The 24,399-nt window shown below is 56.5% G+C and carries 25 protein-coding genes; 10 read left to right on the top strand and 15 right to left on the bottom strand.

Going from position 1 to position 24,399, the window contains the following annotated elements; genetic code table 11:
• The first annotated feature begins 9 nt into the window (after positions 1 to 9).
• Together B088_RS04355 and mnmE are read left to right on the top strand one after the other, a co-directional pair.
• On the top strand, positions 10 to 285 hold the full coding sequence (locus B088_RS04355; RefSeq protein ID WP_018107191.1) for a type B 50S ribosomal protein L31: 276 nt from the start codon (positions 10 to 12) through the stop codon (positions 283 to 285).
• Between the two features lie 109 nt (positions 286 to 394).
• Positions 395 to 1,795: a tRNA uridine-5-carboxymethylaminomethyl(34) synthesis GTPase MnmE gene (mnmE, locus tag B088_RS04350; RefSeq protein WP_018107190.1), complete on the top strand. Its 1,401-nt coding sequence runs from the start codon at positions 395 to 397 to the stop codon at positions 1,793 to 1,795.
• A gap of 14 nt (positions 1,796 to 1,809) precedes the next feature.
• Here the strand turns inward: mnmE and B088_RS04345 are convergent, their stop codons facing one another.
• Positions 1,810 to 2,274 (bottom strand): hypothetical protein, encoded by a 465-nt coding sequence (locus B088_RS04345; protein WP_155802304.1) that lies wholly within the window; start codon positions 2,272 to 2,274, stop codon positions 1,810 to 1,812.
• 438 nt (positions 2,275 to 2,712) lie between these two features.
• On the opposite strand from B088_RS04345, the gene pyrF reads away from it, so the two are divergent.
• The 7 genes from pyrF to B088_RS04310 are packed head-to-tail and all read left to right on the top strand — an operon-like array spanning position 2,713 to position 9,276.
• Complete coding sequence (gene pyrF / locus B088_RS04340) at positions 2,713 to 3,543, top strand: orotidine-5'-phosphate decarboxylase (protein ID WP_018107188.1); 831 nt, start codon at positions 2,713 to 2,715, stop codon at positions 3,541 to 3,543.
• 13 nt (positions 3,544 to 3,556) lie between these two features.
• Positions 3,557 to 4,618 carry a UDP-3-O-(3-hydroxymyristoyl)glucosamine N-acyltransferase gene (gene lpxD / locus B088_RS04335; RefSeq protein WP_018107187.1) on the top strand — a complete coding sequence of 354 codons (1,062 nt, stop codon included), beginning with the start codon at positions 3,557 to 3,559 and terminating at the stop codon, positions 4,616 to 4,618.
• Positions 4,619 to 4,632: 14 nt separating this feature from the next.
• On the top strand, positions 4,633 to 6,030 hold the full coding sequence (locus tag B088_RS04330) for a bifunctional UDP-3-O-[3-hydroxymyristoyl] N-acetylglucosamine deacetylase/3-hydroxyacyl-ACP dehydratase (RefSeq protein WP_018107186.1): 1,398 nt from the start codon (positions 4,633 to 4,635) through the stop codon (positions 6,028 to 6,030).
• Positions 6,031 to 6,035: 5 nt separating this feature from the next.
• Entirely contained in the window at positions 6,036 to 6,830 is a 795-nt protein-coding gene (gene lpxA / locus B088_RS04325; RefSeq protein WP_018107185.1) for an acyl-ACP--UDP-N-acetylglucosamine O-acyltransferase, read from the top strand.
• On the top strand, positions 6,827 to 7,459 hold the full coding sequence (locus B088_RS04320) for a hypothetical protein (protein WP_018107184.1): 633 nt from the start codon (positions 6,827 to 6,829) through the stop codon (positions 7,457 to 7,459). Before lpxA ends, B088_RS04320 begins: the two co-directional genes overlap by 4 nt.
• Positions 7,456 to 8,337 (top strand): tRNA (adenosine(37)-N6)-dimethylallyltransferase MiaA, encoded by an 882-nt coding sequence (gene miaA / locus B088_RS04315; protein ID WP_018107183.1) that lies wholly within the window; start codon positions 7,456 to 7,458, stop codon positions 8,335 to 8,337. The genes B088_RS04320 and miaA overlap by 4 nt, the downstream gene beginning before the upstream one ends.
• An 18-nt stretch (positions 8,338 to 8,355) precedes the next feature.
• A complete protein-coding gene (locus B088_RS04310) occupies positions 8,356 to 9,276 on the top strand; it encodes a dimethylarginine dimethylaminohydrolase family protein (RefSeq protein ID WP_018107182.1) in 921 nt (306 codons plus the stop codon).
• 11 nt (positions 9,277 to 9,287) lie between these two features.
• Here B088_RS04310 and B088_RS04305 read toward each other — a convergent pair whose 3' ends face one another.
• The 14 genes from B088_RS04305 to B088_RS04240 form a co-directional block, all read right to left on the bottom strand.
• Complete coding sequence (locus tag B088_RS04305) at positions 9,288 to 10,574, bottom strand: M64 family metallopeptidase (protein WP_018107181.1); 1,287 nt, start codon at positions 10,572 to 10,574, stop codon at positions 9,288 to 9,290.
• Positions 10,571 to 11,167: a WbqC family protein gene (locus tag B088_RS04300; protein WP_018107180.1), complete on the bottom strand. Its 597-nt coding sequence runs from the start codon at positions 11,165 to 11,167 to the stop codon at positions 10,571 to 10,573. The genes B088_RS04305 and B088_RS04300 overlap by 4 nt, the downstream gene beginning before the upstream one ends.
• 6 nt (positions 11,168 to 11,173) lie before the next feature.
• Positions 11,174 to 12,592, bottom strand: coding sequence for a signal peptidase I (lepB, locus tag B088_RS04295; RefSeq protein WP_018107179.1), 1,419 nt, complete (start codon positions 12,590 to 12,592; stop codon positions 11,174 to 11,176).
• Between the two features lie 5 nt (positions 12,593 to 12,597).
• Positions 12,598 to 13,326: a 4-hydroxy-tetrahydrodipicolinate reductase gene (dapB, locus tag B088_RS04290; RefSeq protein WP_018107178.1), complete on the bottom strand. Its 729-nt coding sequence runs from the start codon at positions 13,324 to 13,326 to the stop codon at positions 12,598 to 12,600.
• Positions 13,327 to 13,685: 359 nt separating this feature from the next.
• On the bottom strand, positions 13,686 to 15,116 hold the full coding sequence (locus B088_RS04285) for an MFS transporter (protein ID WP_018107177.1): 1,431 nt from the start codon (positions 15,114 to 15,116) through the stop codon (positions 13,686 to 13,688).
• A gap of 147 nt (positions 15,117 to 15,263) precedes the next feature.
• Complete coding sequence (locus B088_RS04280; protein WP_018107176.1) at positions 15,264 to 16,463, bottom strand: FtsX-like permease family protein; 1,200 nt, start codon at positions 16,461 to 16,463, stop codon at positions 15,264 to 15,266.
• A 22-nt stretch (positions 16,464 to 16,485) separates the two neighbouring features.
• Positions 16,486 to 16,887, bottom strand: a complete 402-nt coding sequence (locus B088_RS04275) for a ribosome-binding factor A (RefSeq protein WP_018107175.1) — start codon at positions 16,885 to 16,887, stop codon at positions 16,486 to 16,488.
• Entirely contained in the window at positions 16,884 to 17,555 is a 672-nt protein-coding gene (locus tag B088_RS04270; RefSeq protein ID WP_018107174.1) for an O-methyltransferase, read from the bottom strand. The genes B088_RS04275 and B088_RS04270 overlap by 4 nt, the downstream gene beginning before the upstream one ends.
• Entirely contained in the window at positions 17,533 to 19,008 is a 1,476-nt protein-coding gene (gene pyk, locus B088_RS04265) for a pyruvate kinase (RefSeq protein ID WP_018107173.1), read from the bottom strand. Before pyk ends, B088_RS04270 begins: the two co-directional genes overlap by 23 nt.
• A 39-nt stretch (positions 19,009 to 19,047) precedes the next feature.
• Positions 19,048 to 19,479 (bottom strand): type II 3-dehydroquinate dehydratase, encoded by a 432-nt coding sequence (locus tag B088_RS04260; RefSeq protein ID WP_018107172.1) that lies wholly within the window; start codon positions 19,477 to 19,479, stop codon positions 19,048 to 19,050.
• A gap of 10 nt (positions 19,480 to 19,489) precedes the next feature.
• The gene (locus tag B088_RS04255) at positions 19,490 to 20,404 is read right to left on the bottom strand and encodes a GumC domain-containing protein (protein ID WP_018107171.1); all 915 of its coding nucleotides are present in this window, start codon (positions 20,402 to 20,404) and stop codon (positions 19,490 to 19,492) included.
• Positions 20,405 to 20,407: 3 nt separating this feature from the next.
• Complete coding sequence (locus B088_RS04250) at positions 20,408 to 21,049, bottom strand: DUF3256 family protein (protein WP_018107170.1); 642 nt, start codon at positions 21,047 to 21,049, stop codon at positions 20,408 to 20,410.
• On the bottom strand, positions 21,049 to 22,509 hold the full coding sequence (locus tag B088_RS04245) for a glycoside hydrolase family 125 protein (protein WP_018107169.1): 1,461 nt from the start codon (positions 22,507 to 22,509) through the stop codon (positions 21,049 to 21,051). The genes B088_RS04250 and B088_RS04245 overlap by 1 nt, the downstream gene beginning before the upstream one ends.
• A gap of 3 nt (positions 22,510 to 22,512) precedes the next feature.
• Positions 22,513 to 23,982 (bottom strand): PDZ domain-containing protein, encoded by a 1,470-nt coding sequence (locus tag B088_RS04240; RefSeq protein ID WP_018107168.1) that lies wholly within the window; start codon positions 23,980 to 23,982, stop codon positions 22,513 to 22,515.
• Between the two features lie 242 nt (positions 23,983 to 24,224).
• Here B088_RS04240 and B088_RS08815 point away from each other — a divergent pair.
• Positions 24,225 to 24,399 (top strand): transposase family protein (locus B088_RS08815; protein WP_018107167.1); only part of this gene is annotated, 175 nt, incomplete at its 3' end.

Genomic DNA, 24,399 nt, shown 5'->3' with positions numbered 1-24,399 from the left:
GATATAGCAATGAAACAGGGTATTCATCCGGACAACTATCGTGAGGTAGTATTTAAGGATATGTCTAATGGCGATATGTTCATTACTCGCTCTACAGTCGATACGAAAGAGACGATCGATGTAGAGGGTGTGACCTATCCTCTGGTCAAAGTCGAGATCTCCAGCAGCTCGCACCCCTTCTATACCGGTAAGGCTAAGCTCGTCGACACGGCAGGTCGTGTGGACAAGTTCCTCAATCGTTATGGTAAGCGTGCCGCCAAGAAGGAGGATCAGGCTGCTAAGTAAGACCTCTTGCGATGTGATCCATCGCTCGCTTTTTTCCTAAAGCAAGACACTATAAGCGCTGACAAAGGCTTGCGGCCTCCGTCAGCGCTTTTTTTGCGCCCTATATAATATGCCTATCCACGATACCATCTGTGCCGTCACCACGCCTGCCGGAGTCTCTGCGGTTGGGATGATCAAGGTCTCTGGTCCGTCGGCTCTCTCGCTGGTGGATAGGATCTTCGTCCCTAAGCGCAAGGACACTCTGTCACTCTCTCAGACGGAGGGCTACCGGATGGTCTATGGTCGTTTTGTCGACCATGCGTCGGGCGAGATGATCGATGACGGGATGGCGCTCGTCTATCGTGCACCTCACTCCTATACCGGTGAGGAGATGGTGGAGCTGACTCTGCACGGCTCGCCGCTGATCCTCTCGCTGGTGATCGAGCAGCTCTGCAAAGTGGGTGCAAGAGTGGCAGAGCGGGGCGAATTTACCCGTCGGGCGGTGCTCGCCGGGAAGCTGACACTTGGCGGCGCCGAGGCGGTCAACGATGTCATCTTGGCGACCAATCGATCTGCCCTCAGGATGTCGCTCACCCAGATGACCGGGCGCTTTGGCACCCGTGTCGCAGAGCTGCGTGACGGGCTGATCCGGGTGGCTTCCCTGCTGGAGCTGGAGCTGGACTTCTCTGAGGAGGATGTCGACTTTGTCTCCCGCCCGGAGCTGCTGCAGAGCTGCGAAGCACTGCAGGCGGAGGTGCTCGCCCTCTCGGAGAGCTACCGGAAGGGGGAGGCGGTCAAGCGGGGCATACCGATCGCTATCGTGGGCAGCCCTAATGTCGGCAAGTCTACCCTGCTCAATAACCTGCTTGGCGAAGATCGTGCTATTGTCTCCGACGTGGAGGGCACCACCCGTGACACCATCGAGGGCCACTTATTTATTGACGGGCAGGAGTTTCGCCTCATAGATACCGCCGGGTTGCGTGAGACGGAGGACCCGGTGGAGAGCCTCGGCATCGGGCGGACGATCCGCGAGGTCGGCTCTGCACTGCTCATCCTCTGGATGATCGATCCGCGGGAGACGACCGAGGCGGTGGACGAAGTGTGGCGAAAGCTTCCCTCTGATACGCCCGAGGTGGTGGCTCTGCTCAATAAGCTCGATGAGACCACGCCTGAGGAGCGTAGTCGGATGTCGGACCACCTCACTTCGCTGGGTGTCCATGAGGTGATCGATATCACTGGAAGGGATCCCCTGGAGGCGAAGAAGGTGACCTACCTCCTCCATCGTCACTTTGCCAACCTCGTGGTCGCAGAGGGTGAGGTGGTGGTCAGCAACCTCCGTCAGGCGATGGCGCTCCGCCGTGCAGCTGATGGACTGGCGCGGGTAGAGGAGGGACTAAGGACCGATCAGCCCACCGTGCTGCTGGCGCAGGACCTGCGTGATGCCACAGCAGCGATGGGCGAGGTAATCGGGGACGTCGTCACGGAGGACCTCCTCGACTCCATCTTCTCCCACTTCTGCATCGGCAAGTAACCGCCAGAGTGACTCTACGGCAAAGGGGGCAGTGGCACTCGCTCCTCCCCATCTCCTATGGTGTAGATAAAGCCCCTCGGCAGGCACGAGTCGCGATACTCAGAATAGGGGCTGAGATAGACGCCCTCTTGAGCAAGGTCTGCCACCCTCGAAAACCACTGCACGTACTCGGGATCCTCAGCCTTGGCCCTATTTAGATCCGGGTGGTCTGCATACTCCCTCAAGAACTCATCTGCCAGAGTCTCTGGTGTCACACCACAGCTGTTACTCCCTACAGCCATGTACCAGATAGGATCGCCCTCCAGCTCATATCCATTTTCCCGCATCGCGTCACGATGTGCGATGTGGACTCTATACGCCATGCCGTTAGGTGAAGTATAGCCAAAGAAACGTAGGCGCTCATAGCCTCGTCTGTGTAGTTCCTCGAGCATCAGGATCACATCAATTGCCCCGAGGGTACGGTGAGAAAATTGTGTCATATTCATTGCTGCCGGATAAGAAAGGGCTGACTTCATTTCTCGGAGTCAGCCCTTTGTGGTCAAAGTTACAACTTATTCATGACCAGTAATTATTGTTGTCTGATAACTGTGGGGTCGTCGGCTGATCCGCATTTTGGTGTGGTGGGACTGAGCGGGATGAGAGAGTGTCTTTCTTGAGGGGATCAGGAGAAGTGAGGACTTCCTGGTATTTTGCGTCCGATCACCTGCTTTTCGGGACTGTATATGGTCCTCTCTGTCAGTGGTATCTCTATTACCGGTAATAGATCGGAGCCTGCTCCTAACGCATTAGGAAGTCACCGGTCCCGGTCTTACCACATCCCTCTGATGCACCATAGTTCAACTATATAGCGTGAAATGAGGGGATAGAATTGGGCAAAAATCAGTACCTTTGCCCGAATGCATTACGGATACTGAGACATGAATAAGCAGCAACTCGTCGAGCAGATTAGGCGTAAGAAGTCTTTCCTCTGTGTCGGCCTGGATAGTGACTCCACCCTTCTCCCTCCGCACCTTCCACAGACTGCCGAGGGGGTACTGACTTTTAATAAAGCGATCATAGATGCTACTGCAGATCTTGCCGTGGCTTATAAGCCCAATGAGGCCTTCTATGAGCCGCTGGGCGCCGAGGGAATCGACGTGCTGGGTGAGACGATCGACTATCTGCATGAGCAGTATCCTGATACTCTGGTGATCCTGGATGCGAAGCGGGGCGACATCGGTAATACCTCGGCTCAGTACGCCAAGGCGGCCTTCGAGGAGCTGGGGGCGGATGCGGTCACGACGGCGCCCTATATGGGGCGGGATAGTCTCTCCCCATTCCTTGAGTACACCGATCGGTGGACGGTGCTCCTAGCACTGACCTCTAATGCCGGCTCGGCAGACTTCCAGCATCTGAGGCTGGAGGATGGTCGACTGCTCTATCAGGCAGTCCTGGAGACGGCGGTGTCGTGGGCTTCGGCAGAGCAACTGATGTTTGTTGCGGGTGCGACTCAGGCAACCCTCTTTGACCAGATCCGGGAGATTGCTCCCGACTACTTCCTCCTTGTACCCGGTGTGGGTAAGCAGGGGGGATCGCTGGAGGAGGTTTGTCGTCACGGCATGACGGAGGAGTGTGGACTGATTGTGAATTCGTCCCGAGGGATCATCTTTGCATCCAAGGGGGAGGACTTTGCTGACGCCGCCCGCACCAAGTCAATCGCACTCCAGGAGGAGATGGAGCGGGAGCTGGAGAGGCATCACGTTATTTGAGAATTAAATCCGTATGAAATATACAGCCCAAGAGGTGGCGGACTTCCTCCACGGTGTCGTGGATGGAGATCCTGATGTGGAGCTCTTTGACTTCGGAGGGATAGAGAATGGACAGGAGGGGACTCTCTCCTTCCTCGCAAACCCTGCATACGAGCATTACCTCTATACCACAAAGTGCAGTGCCGTACTGGTGGAGGCAGACTACCGACCGACAGGTGAGGTCACTACTACACTGATACGTGTCTCTGACCCTTATGACAGCCTGGCGAAGCTGCTGAGCGTGATACGAGATGGCTCCGAGCCGGAGGCGGGGATCTCACAATTTGCCATCGTGGACCCCTCGGCAGAGGTGGATCCGACCGCCTCGGTGGGCCCCTTTGTCTACATTGGGAGGAATAGTAAGGTGGGTGCGCGGACGATCGTCCGGGCCCAGGTCTATATCGGCGAGGACTGCTCCATAGGGGCGGACTGTAAGATCTATCAGCAGGTGACGATAAGTAATCGCACGATCGTCGGGGATCGCTGCATCCTCCACTCGGGTGCCGTTTTGGGTGCAGATGGATTTGGATTTGCCCCCACAGATAAGGGCTGGGACAAGATCCCGCAGACCGGTAAGGTGATCCTCGAGGATGACGTGGAGGTGGGGGCTAATGCCTGTATCGATCGCGCTGTACTCGATGCCACGATCATCAGGCGGGGAGTGAAGATCGACAACCTTGTCCAGATCGCCCACAATTGTGAGGTGAAGGAGCATACCGCCATAGCGGCACAGTCCGGCGTCGCCGGCTCGACCACTATCGGTCAGTGGAATCGGCTGGGCGGTCAGGTGGGCATCGCCGGTCACCTGAAGACTGCCGATCGGGTGACCTTCGGGGCACAGACGGGTATCATGGCGAGCATAGAGGAGGAGGGGAGCTATTGGTTTGGCTACCCCGGGAGACCCTATGTCAGGGCGATGAAGAGCGCCGCCGTGACCGATCGACTGCCGCAGCTCGACAAGCAGCTCTACGACCTCACCAAGGAGGTAAAGCGTCTGAGAGAGGAGCTGGAGGAGCTTAGGGATAAGCGTAACTGAAGAGGAGACAACGTATGACACATCAGCATACCCTGGGGGGATCGTTTCAGCTGGAGGGTAAGGGACTGCATACGGGGAAGTACATTCACCTGAGAGCTTTACCGGCCGAGGAGGGACACGGGATACGCATCTGCAGGACCGACCTGCCGGACAAGCCTGTCCTACCGGCGCTCGTCAAGTATGCTACTCAGTCTGATCGCTGCACGACACTGAGAGAGGGGGACTTCTCCGTCTGCACCATCGAGCATATGATGGCCGCACTCGCCATGATGGGTGTGGACAATTGCCTGATCGAACTGGATGGTCCGGAGGCTCCGATATTAGACGGGAGCGCCAAACCTTATGTCGATAAGATCCGGGAGGTGGGACTTGTGGAGCAGGAGGCTGAGGCGAAGCTCTTCGTCGTGCCGCGTAAGATCGAGGTCTGTGATGAGGAGTCCGGTGCCAGGCTTACCCTACTACCGGACGACACCTTTGCCGTAGATGTGCTGATCTCCTATGACTCACCGATCCTCTCGCATCAGTTTGCGTCCTATGAGTGGGGCGATGACTTTGCTGAGGAGATCGCACCTGCGAGGACCTTTGTCTTTGTGAGAGAGGTACAGGCTTTAGTAGCGAATAATCTGATCAAGGGCGGAGATCTCGACAATGCGCTGGTGATCTACGACCGGGAGCTCCCTCAGACGGAGCTGGACAAGCTCTCTGATGAGCTCGGGGTGGATCACAGCGATGCGTCTAAGCTCGGGTATATCAGCCATCGGCCGCTTGCCTACCCCAACGAGCCTGCCCGTCACAAGCTGCTGGACGTACTGGGAGACCTTGCTCTTGCCGGATGTAGGATAAGGGGAAGAGTGATTGCGACCAAGCCCGGTCACACGATCAATCGCAGACTCTGTCGGAAGCTACTGGAGGTGATAGAGGGTGAGGAGAAGCGAGCACCCAGTTATGACCCTGAGGCAAAGCCGCTCCTGGATACTCGGGCCATCATGCAGATCCTTCCGCACCGCTACCCGATGCTCCTCGTAGACCGTATTATTGAGATAAATGGGGGTACCGCAGTGGGGCTGAAGAATTACTCCGTTGGCGAGCCTTACTTTGAGGGACACTTCCCTCAGGAGCCTATCGTCCCCGGTGTCTTGCTTGTGGAGTCGATAGCTCAGATAGCCGGGATACTTGTCCTCCATATGGTAGATGAGCCGGGTCCGCACTCCACCTACCTGGCTCGCATAGAGAGTGCCAGATTTAGGCAAAAGGTGACACCCGGCGATACGGTGATCTATCGAGTGGAGGCGTTGTCACCGGGACGGCATGGTTTTGCCCGAGTTAGAGGAGTAGGTTACATAGGTGACCAGATAGTCTGCGAGGCTGAGGTCGTGGCCAAGGTAGTACCTAATCAGGAGGGTGAGAAATAAACGATATGGTATCAAATAAGTCTATCAGTTCTCTTGCACTTGTCTCCGACGGTGCTGTCCTTGCAGAGGATGTCCGTGTGGATCCCTTTGCCATCGTGGAGGACAATGTGGAGATCGGTCCGGGGACTCACGTCCACAGCGGAGCGATCATCCGATCCGGCGCAAGGATCGGCAGTCAGTGTGAGATCCATCCCTATGCAGTGGTCGCCGGTGTGCCTCAGGATCTGAAGTTTAGGGGTGAGGAGACGGTGGCCATCATAGGAGATCGGACCGTGATCCGAGAGTATGTGACTGTCAGTCGGGGTACGGCCTCCAGGGGCAAGACTGTGATCGGGGAGGACTGTCTGATCATGGCCTATGCGCATGTGGCACACGACTGCGTGCTGAGGGATCATGTGATCATCGGTAATGCCTCCCAGATCGCCGGTGAAGTGGAGATAGACGACTGGGCGATACTAAGCGGCTCAGTGCTTGTCCATCAGTTTACGCTCATTGGTCGCCACACCATGACACAGGGAGGAAGTAGGGTCACAAAGGACATTCCCCCATATGCTATTGCGGCTCGCGAACCGCTTGTCTTCTCCGGGGTTAATCTCATCGGTCTGCGCCGTCGGGGATTTACCGAGGAGGAAATCGCACTCGTCAGTGATGCCTATCGTATACTCTATGCCCAGGGACTCAACGTGAGCGATGCCCTGGAGACAATTGAGAAAACACTTGAGGACACCCCTGAGCGTCGGCGCATAGTCGATTTTATACGCAGTTCTAAGCGGGGTATTCTCAGGGGAAAAGAGGTATGATCTATCGTTTTGTAATCGTCTCACCGGAGGCTCGCTCCTTCAGGAGAGATATCCGTATCGGGAGTGAGTCGACCTTCGCCGACTTTCGTAGTGCACTCTATGACGATATCGGCTACTCGCCTGTAGAGCCTTCCCTTATTCACCTCACTGACCAGAGCTGGTCCCGTCGGATGACGGTATACGAGGTGGAGCCACCCCATAGTCGCTCTGACGAGGATGTCTATCTCATGGAGAGCACCCGACTCTCAGAGCTGCTCAGCAACGAGAGGGAGCGTCTGATGCTGACCTTTGACATCGAGAGATCCAGAGCCTTCTACATAGAGCTGCGGGAGATGACCTCCGGCAGCCTCGCCGGTGTATTTGAGATCTCACGATCGGAGGGCGAGCCACCCCTCCAGACACTGCCTGTCGAGGAGGAGAAGAAGGAGAATAAGCCAAAAAAGGTCTCATCAGAGGTCCCCGACGAGGAGCAAGGCAAGAGGAAGAGAAAGCTCAACGAAGAGGCTACGCCGGATGAGTACGGGAGTGAAGCCTTCGACAGCTCCGAGCTTGACCCGGAGGGCTTTGGCACCTCGGACGAGTCGGGTGAGTTTGACAACGAGATCCCCACTGAGGACCTTCCCCTTTGACCCACTCAGAAAAGCGGCTGATCATCCTGACAGGACCTACCGGAGTGGGCAAGTCCGCTTACGCGATGGAGCTAGCTCAGAGACTCTCCACGCCGATCCTCTCCGCCGACTCCAGACAGATATACAGAGGTATGAGCATAGGCACCGATGCGCCATCCCGAGAGGATATGCATGCGGTGCCTCACTTTTTTGTTGCCACCCGGGAGGTCACAAGTCCCTATAATGCGTACGACTTTGCGTCAGAGGCGTTAGAGATGGTGGACGAGATCCATCTATCTCATGACACTGCTCTCATCGTGGGGGGATCGATGATGTACATACAGGCACTACTCTACGAGATGGACCCTATTCCTGAGCCTGATCCTGAGGTGAGGCGCTCCTTATGGGAGTGCTTCGAAACGGAGGGCATAGAGCCCATCCGGGCGAGGCTGGCCGAGGTAGACCCGCTCTACCTCGCCTCTATCGATGGGAATAACCACAAGCGGATGATCCGCGCACTCGAGGTGTGGCAGACCACTCACCGTCCCTTCTCCTCCTGGCATACGCATCGGTCTCGAGTCTTCCCGTACCAAGTGGAGGTGTGGGTGCTCTCTCGCCCTCGTGAGATCCTCTACGAGAGGATCAATAAACGGGTGGATCTGATGTTTGAGCAGGGACTGGTGGACGAGGTACGCAAGCTGCTGCCATTTAGGAACTGCAATGCCCTGAATACCATCGGATACAAGGAGGTGATCCAATACTTGGATGGGCAATGCTCGTTAGACGAAGCGATCCATAAGGTAAAGAAGAATAGTCGAGTCTACGCACGCAAGCAGATCACATTCTTCGAGAAAATACCGGGGATCAGGTTGCTAAACTTAGAGGAGGAAGAGAAATAATCCTATATTTGCCTTACTATGATAGACTTAAATATATTAGACGAGGTAGGGCGGCTGGACACCGTGGTGGCCGGTGTGGCATTTCATAACGGCGAGCCTCCGGCACTGACCGAAGCCTACGACGCCAAGACATACCACACCATTCTGCACGACCAGTACCCTTTGGATCAGGATCTCAATCGTGAGGTAGAGGCGTTTGTCTCCCTTATGGAGCGGGAGGGCGTGACCGTCCTTCGTCCCGGGCGGCACCGGGGGATGCAGCAGATCTTTGCGCGAGATGTAGGTTTTGTCATCGGTGACACGTTTGTTCGCGCCAATATCATCGCCGACAGAGAGCAGGAGATGAAGGCGTACGATGCCATCTGGTCGCAGATCGATCCGGATAAGATCGTGACGGCTCCCGACTATGTCTCGGTGGAAGGGGGCGATGTGACGGTACTCAGAGACGGACGGATCCTCCTCGGGTGCCACCTGACGACAGACTTCGACCAATACAGCACTGCACGGACGAATAAGTACGCCATCGGCTTCCTCAAGAGTCTCTTCCCGGAGCGTGAGGTCATCCCGCTTCAGCTCATCAAGGACGACCACGACCCCTATCGGGGAGTCCTGCATCTCGACTGCGCCTTCCAGCCGGTGGGAGAGGGGCTGGCGATCATCTTCCCCGGTGCCTTCAGGCACTACTCTGACTATGAGTATCTCGAGTCGCTCTTCGGTCCTGAGTGCGTCTTCACGATTACGCGTGAGGAGTTCTTCGAGATGAATACGAATATCTTCAGTCTTTCTCCGAGGAAGGTGGTGATAGACAGTGCCTTTACACGGCTAAAGGAGTGGCTTGAGTCCCGAGGACTGGAGGTGCTGACGACCCCATACCGTGAGGTGAGCAAGCTGGGAGGCCTACTCCGCTGCACCACGCAGCCTCTGGTCAGGAGCTACTGATCGGTGCCTTCTCAGTCGGTGTAGAAGTCGATTACTTCCCGGATTGCCCTACGGCAGACCGGGCAGAACTCGGGGTTACTATTCGTCCGCATGCGGCAGTCCTTGGAGGGTCTGTAGACACCTTTAAGACTGTACCCGGCTCCTTCGTATACACCCACGGGGTAGTTGCTCTCCTCAGGGGTCGGTATCGTGGACACCTCTGTGGGTAGCAGGTCAGACCACTTGGTAGCGAAGTCCTTCAGCGTCGTGATATTCTGCTCCCACGGCTCCACGTCGGTCGGATACATAGGTATCTGCTCCGCCTCGTAGGCATACTCCTCCGCCAGCCCGGCAAAGCTGTGCCCAAACTCGTGGGTTACCACCGGGACGAAGGCCGGATCCTTAGTCATCGAGAGGTTGTACGAATTGAGAATTCCGCCTCCGCCATAGTGAGGCGTATTCACCAGTATGATGATGTGCTCGTAGGGTGTGCCGGCAAGTAGGTCGTGCAGCTTGCGGAGGTGCAGCGTCGTGAGGTAGCGCTCGCTATAGAAGGTGTCGAAGTGGGATCCCAGTGCCGTGTCGCGCCAGACCCCCTTGGAGGGAATGGATGCGCCACTCTCCTCAGACGGGGATCGAACTGCTATGATGGAGAAGCGGTCGCGCATGGACTTGAAGGGCTCGTGCCCAAAGATCGACTCCACCGCCTTACGAGCATCCGACAGGTAGTCCTCCATCTGATCCTCCGTGTAGCCCTCAGCGACAAATGCTATATGGATCGCTCGCGAGCTGTCCTTGGGTGTCTGCAGGGTGGTGTAGGGCGTGGTCCCCTGCTCGCCGAGTGGGGTCATCAGTATATCACTCGGGTCTATGCGCTGTGTCATCGCGGCGATGACGTCGTGGCGATTGTTCCTGAGCTCGAGACAAACCTCCACCGGCTGCTTCGGCATGGGGATGAGAAAGACATTCTCAAAGGCTTTCCTGCCGCTCTCCCTCGCCTCAGGATAGCTGAGCCACTCCTGGAAGAGTGAGGAGAAAGGGTGCTTGTAGATCACCGTCCCGGTCGCAAGGTCCCTGACCGTGATCGTGCCATTCCCCTGCATCGGTGTCTCTGCCAGCCGATGTCTCTTGCCATACCAGCCGGGGATCTTATAGTACGCCATCAGTGAGATCTCCTGCGTCTCGGCATTTCCGGAGAAGATGTAGTCCAGCCGTAGCGTCCGGTCGACGAAGTAATCGCAGAAGTCCTGTGCGACAAGGCAGCAGGGCAGCAGGATGAGCGCAGCGAGCAGCGTCGTCAGTCGGTAAAGTTTCTTCATAACTTATTGAGATAAAGTCGACCCTCCAGACCTAAGTGGAAGAGTAGGTCGAGAGCCGACAGGTTGGGTATAAATCCATTCTGATCCTCGAAGACCTGCCAGTATCTCGGCAGCTCGTGACCCTCCAGAGAGGAGGGGAGAGCGACCTCTGCGTGGTGATCGAGGTCCTGCGACCACTCCGCCACTACAGAGGGCAGGGGTATATCCCACTCGCCGAGGATAAAGGCAAGCCACCGCTGATTGAAGTCCATAAGCCTACCCCCTTCCTCGCACCGACAGAGTGAGATCACCTGATCCTCATAGTACAGCCAGTAGGGTGTGGAGCAGTAGGACGAGCGCAGCGCCTCCTCCAGCCGATGTCTCCAGTGATCGTGCTCCGCCAGCGAGATCTCCGAGGTGGCAGGGGATGGATAACCGAAGCGCTCCACCGGGATCGTAAAGGGCGTAGCACCCTGTGGGGTCAGGAAGTAAGTCCGATTGCGGAGCGTCTGCTTCTGATACTGCTCACCCACACAGATCACAGCCTCAGGATGATCCATCATCAGCCTGACATGAAGGATCGCAGGGGCAAAGAGTGTGGGCAGAGAGAGCATACCGACTTACCTGAGCACTGTCCCAAATCTCCGCCACCGGATCTTGCCGTGGAGGAGATCCCTGTCCTTATCCAGCGAGAGCCAGACGAAGAGTGGCTTGCCTACGATATGATCCTCAGGGACAAAGCCCCAGGCTCGAGAGTCAGCGGAGTTGTGCCGATTGTCTCCCATCATGAAGTAGTAGTCCATCTCGAAGGTGTAGGACGAAGCCGGCTCGCCGTCTATCAGGACGCCCGTCGGGGTTCGCTCGATCGTGTGGTGCTCAAAGTTCCTGATGCACCGCTCATAGAGTGCAAGATTCTCCGCCGTCAGCGGGATCGTCTCCCCCTTGGCGGGGATGTGGATCGGACCATAATTGTCCCTCGTCCAGTCGAATAGGTTACTGAGTGGGTAGGTCGTGAAGACCGACTGTCCCGGATCCGGCTCCACCTCGATGTGGAGGACACCGCTGTGCTTCTGCAGCGTCTCTCTCATCGCCACTGTGAGCGGCATGTGGTAGATCAGCCCGAAGCCCTTGGTCGTCTCGCCGGTGAATCCCAACTGCTCATAGAGCGGATAGTAGGATTGATCCAGCCCGTCCAGCAGTGCAATATCATCCTTTGCCACCCCCAGGTCGTAGAGCTCCTCCTCCGTCAGTATCGTGCCATCGGTCTGGATGAAGTAATTGAGCTGAGAGTGTGGCGGCTCCTCCACCTCCTGATTATTGATAAGGAGCTTGTTGCGTCTCACCTCCAGATCGTCTCCGGGGAGACCCACACAGCGCTTGACGTAGTGATCCCTCATATCGACAGGTCGTGCCACCACCTTGCCAAAGGTGCGCGAGTCGCTCCAGATCCGATCCCTGCCGTAGAGGTGACAGAGGGTATAGTAGTCCGGATTGGTCACCTTAAGCGGGACGGTATCCCCGGCGGGGAAGTTGAAGACTACCAGTTCGTTCCGCTTGAGATGCCCAAGTCCTCTGATGCGCTTGTAGGGGAGCTGAGGATTGTCGATGTAGGCCTTCTTCCCATTCCACGGGAATTGATTATGCACCAGGGGGAAAGCGAGCGGAGTCATCGGCAGTCTCGGTCCAAAGCGAAGCTTGGAGACAAAGAGGTGATCCCCCACGAGGGAGGTCTTCTCCAGTGAGGAAGAGGGGATCTTGAAGTTCTGGAAGAAAAAGATATTGAGCACCTGCACTGCTATCAGCACGACCACGATATCCTCCACGAGCCGCATCACGCTCCGGACGGCACTGCTCGGCGAACTCTGCCACCAGCGCCAGGGGATGATGTGAGTGATGTAGTTGTCGAATATCAGCAGTCCCGGGATGAAAAACAGCCAGAAGCTACCCACCCACAGCGCAAATAACAGTAGTGCGACAGCCCAGACACCAAACTTGATCCAGTCCCGCCTCGGGACACTCCTAAAGTCTATCTTCCTCATACAACTCAGTCAAAGTGGAGCATATCCTCCATCCCGAAGCATCCCTTCTCACCCTGCAAAAACTCAGCAGCCATCACCGCGCCCATCGCAAAGCCCTCTCTCCCGAAGGCCTCGTGCTCCAGCCTGATCACGTCCTGGGCACTACCAAAGGCTACGCGGTGGATCCCCGGCACCTCGCCCTCACGCAGCGAGTGGATCAGGAGCTGATCCTTAGCTACGCTAGGTCTCTCGTCATCGCCGAGATAGGCCCTCGTGTCGCTATATCGATCCATCTCAGAGAGGATGTCGCCGGCGACGGTCAGTGCCGTGCCACTCGGGTAGTCCAGCTTGTGGATATGGTGTACCTCCTCCATCTCCACATCGGAGTACTGGGGGAGGTTATTCATCAGCTTAGCCGCCTTCCGCACCAGGTGGCGGAAGAGAAAAACCCCGACGCTGAAGTTGGAGGAGTAGAAAAATGCTCCCTCCTGCCTCTCAACCATCTCCCGGATCTCACTCATGCGCTCAGTCCATCCTGTTGTCCCGCTTACTACAGGGAATCCTCCCTCGAGAGCCAGTCGAATATTGTCATACGCACTGTCCGGCGTCGAGAAGTCGATCACCGCATCTGTCGAGGGCGAGATCTCCACCTCCTGTCCCTTATCGATACGACCGACGACCTCGTGTCCCCGAGAGAGTGCCACCTCCTCGATCGCATGACCCATGCGGCCATATCCTATCAGAGTAATCTTCATCGCTATACTATTTCTGATCGCTCCGCTCAGGCTCTGTAGTCCGTGGCGAAGCGCTTGTTATTCGTGACTTATGGATACAAATGTACCCATTTATCACTTCAATGATTTCTCAGGGCTTCAGAGACAGGGCGGCCGGACGAGAGAGACACGCGCGAGACCCCTCTCCTCATGGAAATTTCTATTACCGGTATTAGTGTTTTCTATTACCGATATTAGTGTTGTCTATTATCGGTATTAGTTGACACTAATATCGGTATTAGTTTGGCGCCTGATCCGACGACCGGATTTGGTGCCAAAAAAGGACAGGTGGCGATGTCTGACCGCCACCTGTCCCTTATGTGAGAGGTGTAGTGACTCGATTAGTCCTCCTTCTTGATATTGGGCAGCTCGAGACCGAGGTTCTTCTTGCGGTCGTAGGCCTTGAGGTAGAGGCTCAGGAAGAGAGCCAGGACGCCGAACGATGTGAAGATCAGCATCGCCGGGGTGTAATTGAGTGCCTGTCCGGCCACGGCTCCGGGGTTGGTCTTGTCGAGGACGTTACCGATGATCATCGGAACAGTCATGAGTCCAATATTCTGGATGAAGAAGGTGGCAGAGTAGGCGGATCCGAGTACCTTGGCATCGATCACCTTAGGCATGCTGGGCCAGAGGGCGGCAGGCACGAGTGAGAAGGAGATGCCGAGGAGTACGATGGCACCGATGGCGATCCCGAAGGAGAGCTTATCCGTCGTGAAGGGATAGAGTGCAAATATCCCGTGGCAGACGATCATCAGGATCGACCCCAGGATCAGCATCGTGGCACCCTTGCCCTTCTTGTCGAGGTAGAGCCCCAGGAAGGGCGTGATGACCATTGCTCCGATGGGGAAGAGGCTGAAGATGCTTGATGCCGTCTCTGTGCTCAGCCCGAGATTGCTCTCGAGCATGTTGGTCGCATACTTCTGGAAGGGGAAGATAGCGGAGTAGTAGAGCACACAGAGCAGTGCCACGATCCAGAAGGTCTTGAGACCAAAGACCTTGCCCAGGTCCTTAAACTTGAAGGGCTCCTCGTCCTCGACGATATGGACGCTCTCCTGCTTATCCAGCTTACGGTCCAGCACGCCGTACACAAGATAGAGGAAGAGGCCGATCACCAGCAGGATGAAGACAAAGAGCACCGGTGCCTGTACCGCCTCGATACCCTGAGCGGTGGTCATGTTGGGCCCAAACTTCTCCACCATCGCATTGTAGATACGAGGTGACGACTGGAAGACGGCGAAGACCCCCAGTCGGGCTACCGCCATCTCGACACCCATTGCCATAGCCATCTCCTTGCCCTGGAACCACTTTACAATGGCTCGCGACACGGTCACACCGCCCATCTCGGTACCCATACCGAAGATGGCGAAGCCGACGCAGGCGAGTGCAGCCGAGGGAGGGAAGTTGGGCGCTATTTGCGACACCGTACTATAGAGGAAGCCTCCGTCATGGAAGGTATTGCTGAGAGCATAGACCTTGATGCCCGCTCCCAGTACCATCAGCGATCCGGAGAGGATGGCGGTGAAGCGCACGCCCATCTTGTCGAGGATGATACCGGCAAAGATCAGGAAGAGGCAGAAGACATTGATAAAGAATTCGCTCCCCGCATAGGTGCCGAAGACCGATGAACTCCAGCCGAGATTCTGGTCCAGCTGGGTCTTTAATGGTGATAGCACGTCGACGAACATGTAGGCGAAGAGCATCGTCAGTGCGATCATGATCAGGACGCCCCACCGGACGTACCACTTGTCTCGGAGGGTCTCTCCGTGCGGCATCGTTGCTTGTGCCGTCTCTACTGTACTCATTAGAGATTTTGTTTATTGGTTATGATAATAGTATCACTCCCCCTCCTTCCCGTCTTGGCAAATGTAAGGAAAAAGATTTCTTTTCTATCCATTTGCTCACAAAAAAAAGAGGGTCTCCTACCTCTCCCTGAAGAGTCGGAAGGCGATCCGGCTGCTGACCCAGCCCACGAGGAGGATGATCCCGCTCACTAAGAGGAGGTCGCCCGGGCGGAGCTCCACCGGGTAGGCGTCGATCAGGAGCAGGCTCGTGTCGCCGCCGAGCTTGAGCCAGCCCCAGGCGGCCTGGCTAAGCACCAGTAGGACGCCGGTGGTGAGGCCGATGACAAGACCGGTGAGGGAGAGCAGGTAGCTCTCCAGGTGGAGAATGCTGTCGATTGTCCCTGGAGTCGCCCCAAGAGAGAGGAGTACCTCGGTGTCCTCCCTCTTCTCCACGATCAGGAGACCGAGGGTGGAGATGACGCTGAAGAGGCAGAGGATCAGGACGAAGACGAGCAGGAGGAAGGTGATCCACTTCTCGATCTCCAGCACACGGTAGGCTTGGGGATTTTGCTCATAGATGTCGAGGATCTTATATCCCGGACCGATGGAGGAGGTGAGTTGACGATCATCGGGATGGTCGGTGGCGAGGTAGGTGACCATATCCTCGCTGTACATCAGCAGCTCCCTCAGCAGTTCGATCGGGACGTAGATCGTCTGCTCGTCCGCCGACTCGTCATCCACCTGGAAGACTCCGTCCACGTAGAGATCACGGGTGACGAAGCTTCGCTGCGGGAGGATCGTGGACATGCGTCCCAGTCGCTTAGGGAGGACTATGGTCAGAGGGGTCTGGTAGCCTACGCCTGCACCCAGCCGTGCCGCTACACCCACGCCGAGCACCGCGGAGGGGTACTCGGCACTGCCGGTGTAGAAGTCCCCTCCCACCAGGTGATCTGCTATGGGAACCACCCGGGGATAGAGGGAGTCCACGCCGAGGAGGGTCACCGGCATCGCATTCTCCCCACACTTGGCGAGCGCCTGCGTCTCAAGGACCGGCGCTGCAGTGATCCCCTCGGGGAGGGAGAGTATGGTGGGATCGAAGTCCTGCCCGTCACCGCTGCGGATCTCTGTAGCGGGGCAGAGGGTGGCAAACTGGTCCGTCGTGAAGCGCTCGAAGCCATTGAAGACCGAGAGTGCCACCACCATCACCATCGTGATGATGGCGATGGCGGTGACGGAGACTATGGCGATCACATGGATGGCTTGCGTACTTTTTCGGGAGAAAAAGTACCTCCACGCGATGAAGAGTGCCGTGCTGAGGCTTCTCGATCCGGAGCCCATGGTGATCCTGATCCTCTTTTACTTACTCCTCGTAGAGGCTGGAGATCCATCCCTCTGCCTCCTCGTCTCTCGTGTAGTCGTGTGTGGGATTGGCGTCCAGTAGTTCGTCAATCTTTCGGGCGTACTCCTCCGACCGATCGAGGTAGAAGTAGAGCTCCGGGATCACCCGCATGCGACTGGCGAGGCTGTTGCCGAGGTCATAGCGGATGGTGGAGGTATTGGACTGAAGGGTCTTGAGGATCTCTGGTCCCTTGGCGTCGGGGAAGATACTCAGGTAGCAGCGAGCAGAGCTGAGGTCCGGTGCCAGCCTTACCTCAGTGACACTGATGATCACGCCGCGAGTCAGTCTCGTGTCGGCGAGGAGGAGCTCACTTAGCTCCTTCTGGATCATCCGTGCGGTGCGTGCGGTGCGTATGGGATTCATATCTTGTCTTTCTTATATATAAGTGTGAGACCATCACGGAGCGGGATCAGGACCTTCTCAACGGTGGGGTCCTCAGCGACCAAGTCGTTGAAGGAGCGGAGCGCCATAGTCTGAGGGTCGCGGCTGTCGCTCTGCGCCACCTTGCCGCCCCAGAGGGTGTTGTCTGCGATGAGGAGCGCACCCGGTCTCATCGCGGGGACGATGAGGCGGTAGTAGTCGGGATAGCCCTTCTTATCCGCATCGAGATAGATCAGGTCGTAGGAGGAGAGATCTAGGGTGGAGAGCAGCTCCTTGGCGTCGCCGATGAGACTGGTCACCTTCTCGTGGATGCCTGCCTCACTGAGACTGTCGCAGATCACCGGCTCCATCTCGTCATTGACATCAATGGTGGTGAGGTGTCCTCCCTCCGGCAGTCCCTCTGCAAGGCAGTGGGTGGAGTAGGCGGCGTAGGTACCCAGCTCGAGCACCTCCCGTGCGCCGGTAATCCGGACCAGCATCCTCAGCAGTCGACCCTGTAGATGCCCGCAATTCATCCGCGGGTACATCAGACGCTCGTCTGCCTCGCGAGTGAGTCGGGTCAGGATCTCAGGCTCACGGTCGGTATGTCGCTCGGCGTACTCGGTGATCGCCAGCTCCCGGAGGTGCTCACTTACTGAAGCTATCGGCATGGAAGTCTGTGAAGTCTTTCATCCGGTACATCTCCAGTGTGTTCGTTCCGATATGAGGACTGAGCATGCCACCACAGTAGACGATCGTGTCTTCGGTGGTGATCATCTTCTTGTCGAGGAGATACTTGATCCCTCTCAGGAGATAATGACGATTGTCCTCGCCATGCTCCTTGTCCTTCTCCAGATAGATGGCGTCGACGCCGTAGGAGAGTGAGAGCTGTCGGGCTACTGCTTTGTGTGAGCAGAGTGCCAAGATGGGACGGTCACCACGATAGGAGGAGAGGGTCCGTGCGGTCCTGCCGGAGTAGGCATCGCTGATGATGGCACTCACCTCGGGGAAGAGAGCGAGCGACTCCACGGCGCACTTGGAGAGATAGCGGGTCAGGTCGGGATCCTGGTCGACGGTGCAGGTGAGCTCGGAAAAGCAGTGAGTCGGTGGGAGCTGCTCGGCGGCGCGGATGATCTTCGTCATCGTCTTGACCGCCTCCACGGGATACTTCCCATTGGCGGTCTCACCGCTGAGCATGACCGCATCGGTATTCATCATGATGGCACTGGAGACGTCACTCACCTCGGCGCGGGTGGGGCGGGGGTTCTGGATCATCGTATGGAGCATCTGAGTGGCGACGATGACCGGCTTATTCTGATCGATACACATGTGTATGATCGTCCGCTGGATGGTGGGGATATTCTCCAGATCCACCTCGATGCCGAGATCGCCACGTGCGATCATAATACCGTAGGAGGCTTGGATGATCTCATCGATATTATCGACACCCTCTTGATTCTCGATCTTAGAGATGATCTTGATGTCACTCTTGCCGCTGTCGAGGATCTTCTGTATCTCATCCACGTCCTTGCGGGAGCGGACAAAGGAGTGAGCGATGAAGTCCACATCGTGATCCATGGAGAAGAGGATCGAGTCCCGGTCTCGCTCGGTAACGGCGGGGAGGTCGATGCTGACGTTGGGGACGTTGACGCTCTTATGCGAGCCTATTGTCCCGTCGTTGAGTACCGTACAGTAGAGTGTGGTCTCGTCCTTTCGGATCACCCGAAGACCGAGAAGTCCGTCGTCGAAGAGCACGGCAGCGCCCTCCGGTACATCGTGTACAAAGCCGGGATAATTGACGTTGATTACCTCATCCGTACATGGTGCTGCGGGATCTGCCTCAATGCGTATAAGCTGATCCGTAGTCAGCTCGATCGGTTTGCCATCGGCTGTTGCCGTAGTACGCACCTCAGGTCCCTTGGTGTCCATCATGATGGCCACTCTGTCGCTGACGGCGCGGACGTTATGGATCACCCGCTCGAAGCCCTCATGGGTCATGTGTGCCGAGTTCATCCTGACGACATTGACCCCTGCGTCGAAGATCTGCTTGAGAAACTCCTGATCGCAATGCAGGTCTGAGACCGTAGCCACGATCTTAGTAGATTTTAGATAGTCCTTAACCACAATACTTTTTTATTATTGATGTGAGTCTATAATTGTCTGTCATACACGTCTGGAGCTGAGATTGGCGAGAGCCAGTCGGTAGCCGTCCAGACCCATGCCGATGATCACTCCCTCGCAGACGGGGGCGAGGACGTCCCTCTGTCGGAAGTCCTCCCTGGCGTACGTATTGGAGATGTGTACCTCGATGAGCGGAGCCTCCACCATCCTCAGAGCATCAGCGATGGCATAAGAGTAGTGAGAGAAGGCGCCTCCATTGATCACAACGCCGTAGGCATGCCGTACCTCGTCCTGCTGGAGGTAGTCGATCAGGTCTCCCTCGTGATTGGACTGGAAGTAGACAATATCCAGTGAGGGAAAGAGCTCCCTCAGTCGATCCAGGTAGTCCTCAAACGCTGTCGCTCCGTAGATCTCAGGCTCCCGGGCGCCGAGCATATTGAGATTGGGACCATTGATAATGTGTACGGTACGCATGGCTGATCGATCAGTCTCCTAAGGTGAAGTTAAACCTTCCGATCTTGTATCCATCGGAGAAGACCTCAGCAGTGTATACTCCCTCGGGAAGATACTCCTGTATGTCCCAGTAAAGTGAAACCTGCGTCGGCTCCCCACTGTACTCGATCTGACGAGAAACAGAGTAGGGCACCTGACCGCTCTCGAAGGGCATCGATCCGCTCTGTCCCGCCTGCTGCATCAGCGTACCGTCGGGCATGCTGAGGCGTAGGTAGATCATCTTCATCCCAGGCTCGGCGGTGACGTTGCGGTCGACCTGAAAATTGATCTGCAGCTGCTTCATGCTCTTGATCCGCTTGGTGTCTCGTCCTCTGTTATTGAGTCCGATGACGCGGAAGTTGCTGACGGAGAGCTTAGCGGCTAGCTGCACTTTCTCTGACAGATCCGACTTCTCCTCCTGAAGCTGTCTACGCTGAGAGGTGACGCGACTGATCTCCTCGCGCTGAGCCTTATTTTCTGTCCTGAGGGCTTGATTTGCCCTATTGAGCGAGTCGATCTGGATGACGTAGCTCTTGAGGATCTTGCGGAGGGTGTCGAGCTCACGACGGAGACGGCTGATCTCGGCAGCGTCAGTACTCTTGACCTGCTTCAGCTCCTCCATCAGCCGCTGCACCTTAGCCTGCTCCTGCTCCAGTCGCTTAGCGATGGAGTCGTTGCTGATCTCGAAGCTAAACTCCTCGTACTGCATATTCAGCTCATCAAACTGATCCTGCAGCATCTGCTTATCGAGTGCCGAGAGCTCCCGCATGTCATTGATCGTCCGCTGCTGACGCACGAGGTAATACCCTCCTCCCGCCAGCAGGAGCACCAGCAGACTGATCCCGACGATGAGGAGCGCCTTACGCTTGCGCTGCTTGTCCTCCTCTGCTATCTTCTCTTGATCCATTCTTTATCTTTGGTTATTGTATAAAACGTAGCGCCCTCTCTTCCATCGCATCTGTACCGGGTGGAGTTTCTCTCTGATCTCCGGGCGAAGGGAGTGTGCGGTCTGGTCATCGTAGCTTGTGATCCTCAGAGTAAGGAGCTCCGGATTGTCCTTATTGAAAGAGGCTACCCAGTGGAGGTGTCCCTGCTCCGCAAGACCGCTCTTGACCCCATTACTCTCTCTGTCAGTCAGGAAGAGCTCTGCATCCGGCATCTCAAGCAGCGGCTCCTGCATCCGGTGCCACTCGGTGTCGTAAAATGCCACCACCGACTGTGCCGGCACTATGGTGCTGGTGGCGATGAGACAGATATAGTTGCGCTTCTTATAGGAGAGCAGCCCCAGCTCTAGCTCTGTGGAGGAGTCAAGGGCAAGCCGAAGGGTCCCCTCCGTCTCGCTGAGCACCTTCACCTCTCCACCGAAGGGGTTGGTCAAGGTCTCCCCTGGGCTCTTGAGTAGGTCCGCCCGGAGAGTACTGTCCGGCAGGATCGGGATCAGACTGTCCGGCATGCTCACAAAGAGATCGCCCACGGACTGAGCCCGAGTCCCGGAGACCACACCTATCTGCAGCAGTAGTCCCAGCAGGCTGAGTATAGTAAGTCGACGCATCAGAGGCTATTGAGTAGGTCGAGCTTGCCCCGCTCGATGAGGGTCAGCACCAGCTCTCCGAAGAGAGTGTTTTGCCAGGCAAACCAGCTGCGAGTATACTTAGTCGGGTCGTCCTTATGGAAGGACTCATGCATCAGTCCCGTGTCGGCATCGGTCGAGAGGAGCTGCTCCATGCAGGCGCGGATCTCGTCGTCATCGGTGGCGGTAAAGGCGCGCATCATAATGCTCATCGGCCACACCATGTCGTACCCCACATGAGGTCCTCCGATACCCTCTCCCGCTGTGCCGTGGAAGAAGTAGGGATTGCTCTCGCTCCAGACCATACGTCGGGTATTCCGGTAGATCGGATCCTCCAGGTCGACATCCCCCAGGTAACCCATAGCGAGGAGGCTCGGGACATTGGCGTCATCCATGAAGCTGCAGTTCCCATACCCGTCCACCTCATAGGCGTACACCTTACCGAAGGTGGGGTGAGAGACCACCGCATACTTCCTCAGCGCTCCCTCCACCTCGTCTGCCAGCTTCTCCAGCTCAGTGGCAAGATCCTCATCTCCATAGCCGGTGCGGAGGAGCGAGGCTGCCTTACGGCAGGAGGTGACGGCAAAGAAATTGGAGGGAATGAGGAATTGGTAGTGCGTCGCATCGTCCGAGGGGCGGAAGGAGGAGACGATCAGCCCCACGGGGTTGACCGGCTCGCCCCAGCCGTCGCATGACTTAGAGTCTGTGCTGCGCTCCGTCTCCCGCATGAAGGAGTAAGGTCCTCGGTCGCCCTTCCGCTGCTGCTCACGGAGGGTCTGCAGTACCAGCCGCATCGCCTGATGGAAGTGCTCATCCAGGATCGTGCTGTCTCCCGTAGCTGACCAGTAGGCAAAGGCCAGGCGGATCGGGTAGCAGAGAGAGTCGATCTCCCACTTCCGCTCATGCACCCCGGGGCGCATCTCCGTCATATCGGACGCCCAGTAAGTCTCCAGATCTCCGTCGAGGAAGGCATTGGCGTAGGGATCCAGGCAGATGAGTTTCATCTGCCGTCGGATCACTCCGCGGAGCATCTCAGCGAGCTGAGGATCCTCGCTTGCCAGAGCCACGTACGGGTAGACCTGAGCAGCAGAGTCTCGCAGCCACATCGCAGCAATGTCACCAGTGTAGACAAAGGTATCCGGCTCTCCCTCCTCATCGTGACGGAAGTGTACCGTCGTGTCGAGCGTATTGGGGAAGCAATTCCCCATCATCCACCGCAGCTTAGGATTCGTCAGCCGGGCCTGTGTCTCCCTGATCACTCGCTCCACAGCGTCAGAGCGGAAGAGTCGCTCCTCCACGGGCGGACGCTTGCAGACGTACCGTGTAGCATCCTGCTGCGTGGTCACGGCGATCGGCTTGTAGTCGTAGACGGTCTCCTGGGCGACCGCCGGGACTGCGGCGCCGAGCAACACCAGTGCCGGGATGATAAGGCTCTTCTTCATGGATTACTTCAGCTCGACGTAGTCCCTATTGATCAGTCTTGGCTGAACCATGATCGCCTGGGGGGCTCCGTCTCTGATCACCTCGAAGATCACCTTCGTAGCCCCCTGGTCGCCGGACGCTGCGGCTCTCTCCTCCGGTGTGACGATGTAGGGATTGTGGGCAAATAGGTAGCTAAATGCTCCAAGGTAGGTGGACTTGTCCAGCTCACCTGCTACCTCGCTGTAGAACTGTGGGTCCCAGTACATACACTGGCGGAATCCATTGTCGTCCGGATAGACAGTCGACTTAGCGCGGTACTTCCAGGTCTTGCGGAGGAAGGTCTTATAGACCGTGCTCATCTTATCCACCGAGCTCTCCAGTGGTCGACCATTGATCGACTTGATCCGGTCGCCTACTCTTAGACCCGCCTTGGCAGCGGGGCTCCCGGGAGCTACGTAGCTAATCAGCTGCAGGTCATCCATATTGTACCCCACACCGGTCTCGAGGTGTTGATCGCGATGGAGTACAAAAGTGGGATTCATCACATAGCGGACAAAGGGGTAATTGGCCAGCATGAGGTAGGCGAAGCTGACCACATACCGATCGGCATCGTACTCTCTATTGAGCAACTCTCGTGCAGTCACGCTCCATACCTTGGTATTATCCTCTGAGTCGATAAACTCGATATCCACAGTCATCCGGTACTTCCCGGAGAACTTTGGCGTGTTAATACTGAGGAAAGGGTAGTGATCCACCTCGTACCGACCGCCCTTATTGGTCACCAGGTAGTTCCTGAAGCCCGGATCCAGATTTGCCTCACTCCCTGCCCTGTAGTCCGGATTGCTCTCGAGGGCGGTCTTGTAGACGATCGTCAGCTGTCCGCCGGTGGTCAGCTCCTTGAGTCCTTTACCTGTCAGCTCTTTGGCCACCGCACGAGCTCCAGGCTTCATCCGCGACTCCTGATCGGCGAAGGAGAACGTATTGTACTTGATGAAGTCGCGCATCGTCGGGAGAGTATATATGAGTGGCATCGTAAAGCGCCTCGAGGTGACATCCTCCAGGCTGTACATATTAAATGCCTGTGCCAGTAGCTCCTCCGTCAGGATCCCTGAGGGGAGACACTCCTTCTGCAGCGCCAGATCCCACGAAGGGGTGCCGGGGCGGCGCATCTTCAGACTGACCTGATCACGAGTGGGGTCGAGGATCATCGCCGTGATGGTCTCCTCAGAGAGCTTCTGCGTGTCGCGACCCTCGATCTCGAGGATCACATCCCCGGGACGGATGCCGGCTCTGGCAGCGGGGCTGCCTGGGATCACCTCCACGACCACGGCGTGCGAGTCTCCCCAGCTCTCCTGGTAGCTGATCTGGTAGAGCAGTCCTACGTCGCATCGGACGCCAGATCCTCCGACCTTCTGACCATACGATAGTGTCGCTCCGGCCATCAGCGCCATGCAGAGGAGCAAAATAGATCGATACAATCCGTTCATATCCATATAATATTTAGTCTTCTTTGCGTTCAAGTAATCTACACAAAGGTAGATATTTTTCTCTTCTTGCTTTACCGCGTCCGGCAGATGACCAGGGCTGACGTTTTTGGATTTGCCTGAGATCTTCCTGAGTAAAAACGAGAAAAATATCTGAAAATCAGGGCATTAAGCTTGCATAGCCTGAGAATTATTCGTACCTTTATACCTGATAATCAATCGTTTGTCTCTCTTTTTAAGCGTTATTGGGTATGAATAATTTGCTCTCGGTCATCTCGCTCATTCCTGAGTTCAGGAAAGGGAATCATCTGGTTTATCCCATTGATTACCTCTTGCTTGTGGCTTTTTGCACAATGATGTGCAACCAAACTTCGTGGCATGCGATGGAGGACTATGCCGAGATCCACCAGAAGGACTTGAAGAAAC

Source organism: Porphyromonas bennonis DSM 23058 = JCM 16335, assembly GCF_000375645.1.
Lineage (GTDB): Bacteria > Bacteroidota > Bacteroidia > Bacteroidales > Porphyromonadaceae > Porphyromonas_A > Porphyromonas_A bennonis.
Note: the sequence above shows the minus strand (reverse complement) of the source record. Positions and strands in the feature narration are given on the sequence as shown.

What these genes read in the sequence shown, in the direction of transcription:
- B088_RS04355 (WP_018107191.1), top strand. Translation starts at nt 10, where the DNA reads ATGAAACAGGGTATTCATCCGGACAACTATCGTGAGGTAGTATTTAAG.
- mnmE (WP_018107190.1), top strand. Translation starts at nt 395, where the DNA reads ATGCCTATCCACGATACCATCTGTGCCGTCACCACGCCTGCCGGAGTC.
- B088_RS04345 (WP_155802304.1), bottom strand. Translation starts at nt 2,274, where the DNA reads ATGACACAATTTTCTCACCGTACCCTCGGGGCAATTGATGTGATCCTG.
- pyrF (WP_018107188.1), top strand. Translation starts at nt 2,713, where the DNA reads ATGAATAAGCAGCAACTCGTCGAGCAGATTAGGCGTAAGAAGTCTTTC.
- lpxD (WP_018107187.1), top strand. Translation starts at nt 3,557, where the DNA reads ATGAAATATACAGCCCAAGAGGTGGCGGACTTCCTCCACGGTGTCGTG.
- B088_RS04330 (WP_018107186.1), top strand. Translation starts at nt 4,633, where the DNA reads ATGACACATCAGCATACCCTGGGGGGATCGTTTCAGCTGGAGGGTAAG.
- lpxA (WP_018107185.1), top strand. Translation starts at nt 6,036, where the DNA reads ATGGTATCAAATAAGTCTATCAGTTCTCTTGCACTTGTCTCCGACGGT.
- B088_RS04320 (WP_018107184.1), top strand. Translation starts at nt 6,827, where the DNA reads ATGATCTATCGTTTTGTAATCGTCTCACCGGAGGCTCGCTCCTTCAGG.
- B088_RS04310 (WP_018107182.1), top strand. Translation starts at nt 8,356, where the DNA reads ATGATAGACTTAAATATATTAGACGAGGTAGGGCGGCTGGACACCGTG.
- B088_RS04305 (WP_018107181.1), bottom strand. Translation starts at nt 10,574, where the DNA reads ATGAAGAAACTTTACCGACTGACGACGCTGCTCGCTGCGCTCATCCTG.
- B088_RS04300 (WP_018107180.1), bottom strand. Translation starts at nt 11,167, where the DNA reads ATGCTCTCTCTGCCCACACTCTTTGCCCCTGCGATCCTTCATGTCAGG.
- lepB (WP_018107179.1), bottom strand. Translation starts at nt 12,592, where the DNA reads ATGAGGAAGATAGACTTTAGGAGTGTCCCGAGGCGGGACTGGATCAAG.
- dapB (WP_018107178.1), bottom strand. Translation starts at nt 13,326, where the DNA reads ATGAAGATTACTCTGATAGGATATGGCCGCATGGGTCATGCGATCGAG.
- B088_RS04285 (WP_018107177.1), bottom strand. Translation starts at nt 15,116, where the DNA reads ATGCCGCACGGAGAGACCCTCCGAGACAAGTGGTACGTCCGGTGGGGC.
- B088_RS04280 (WP_018107176.1), bottom strand. Translation starts at nt 16,463, where the DNA reads ATGGGCTCCGGATCGAGAAGCCTCAGCACGGCACTCTTCATCGCGTGG.
- B088_RS04275 (WP_018107175.1), bottom strand. Translation starts at nt 16,887, where the DNA reads ATGAATCCCATACGCACCGCACGCACCGCACGGATGATCCAGAAGGAG.
- B088_RS04270 (WP_018107174.1), bottom strand. Translation starts at nt 17,555, where the DNA reads ATGCCGATAGCTTCAGTAAGTGAGCACCTCCGGGAGCTGGCGATCACC.
- B088_RS04260 (WP_018107172.1), bottom strand. Translation starts at nt 19,479, where the DNA reads ATGCGTACCGTACACATTATCAATGGTCCCAATCTCAATATGCTCGGC.
- B088_RS04255 (WP_018107171.1), bottom strand. Translation starts at nt 20,404, where the DNA reads ATGGATCAAGAGAAGATAGCAGAGGAGGACAAGCAGCGCAAGCGTAAG.
- B088_RS04250 (WP_018107170.1), bottom strand. Translation starts at nt 21,049, where the DNA reads ATGCGTCGACTTACTATACTCAGCCTGCTGGGACTACTGCTGCAGATA.
- B088_RS04245 (WP_018107169.1), bottom strand. Translation starts at nt 22,509, where the DNA reads ATGAAGAAGAGCCTTATCATCCCGGCACTGGTGTTGCTCGGCGCCGCA.
- B088_RS04240 (WP_018107168.1), bottom strand. Translation starts at nt 23,982, where the DNA reads ATGGATATGAACGGATTGTATCGATCTATTTTGCTCCTCTGCATGGCG.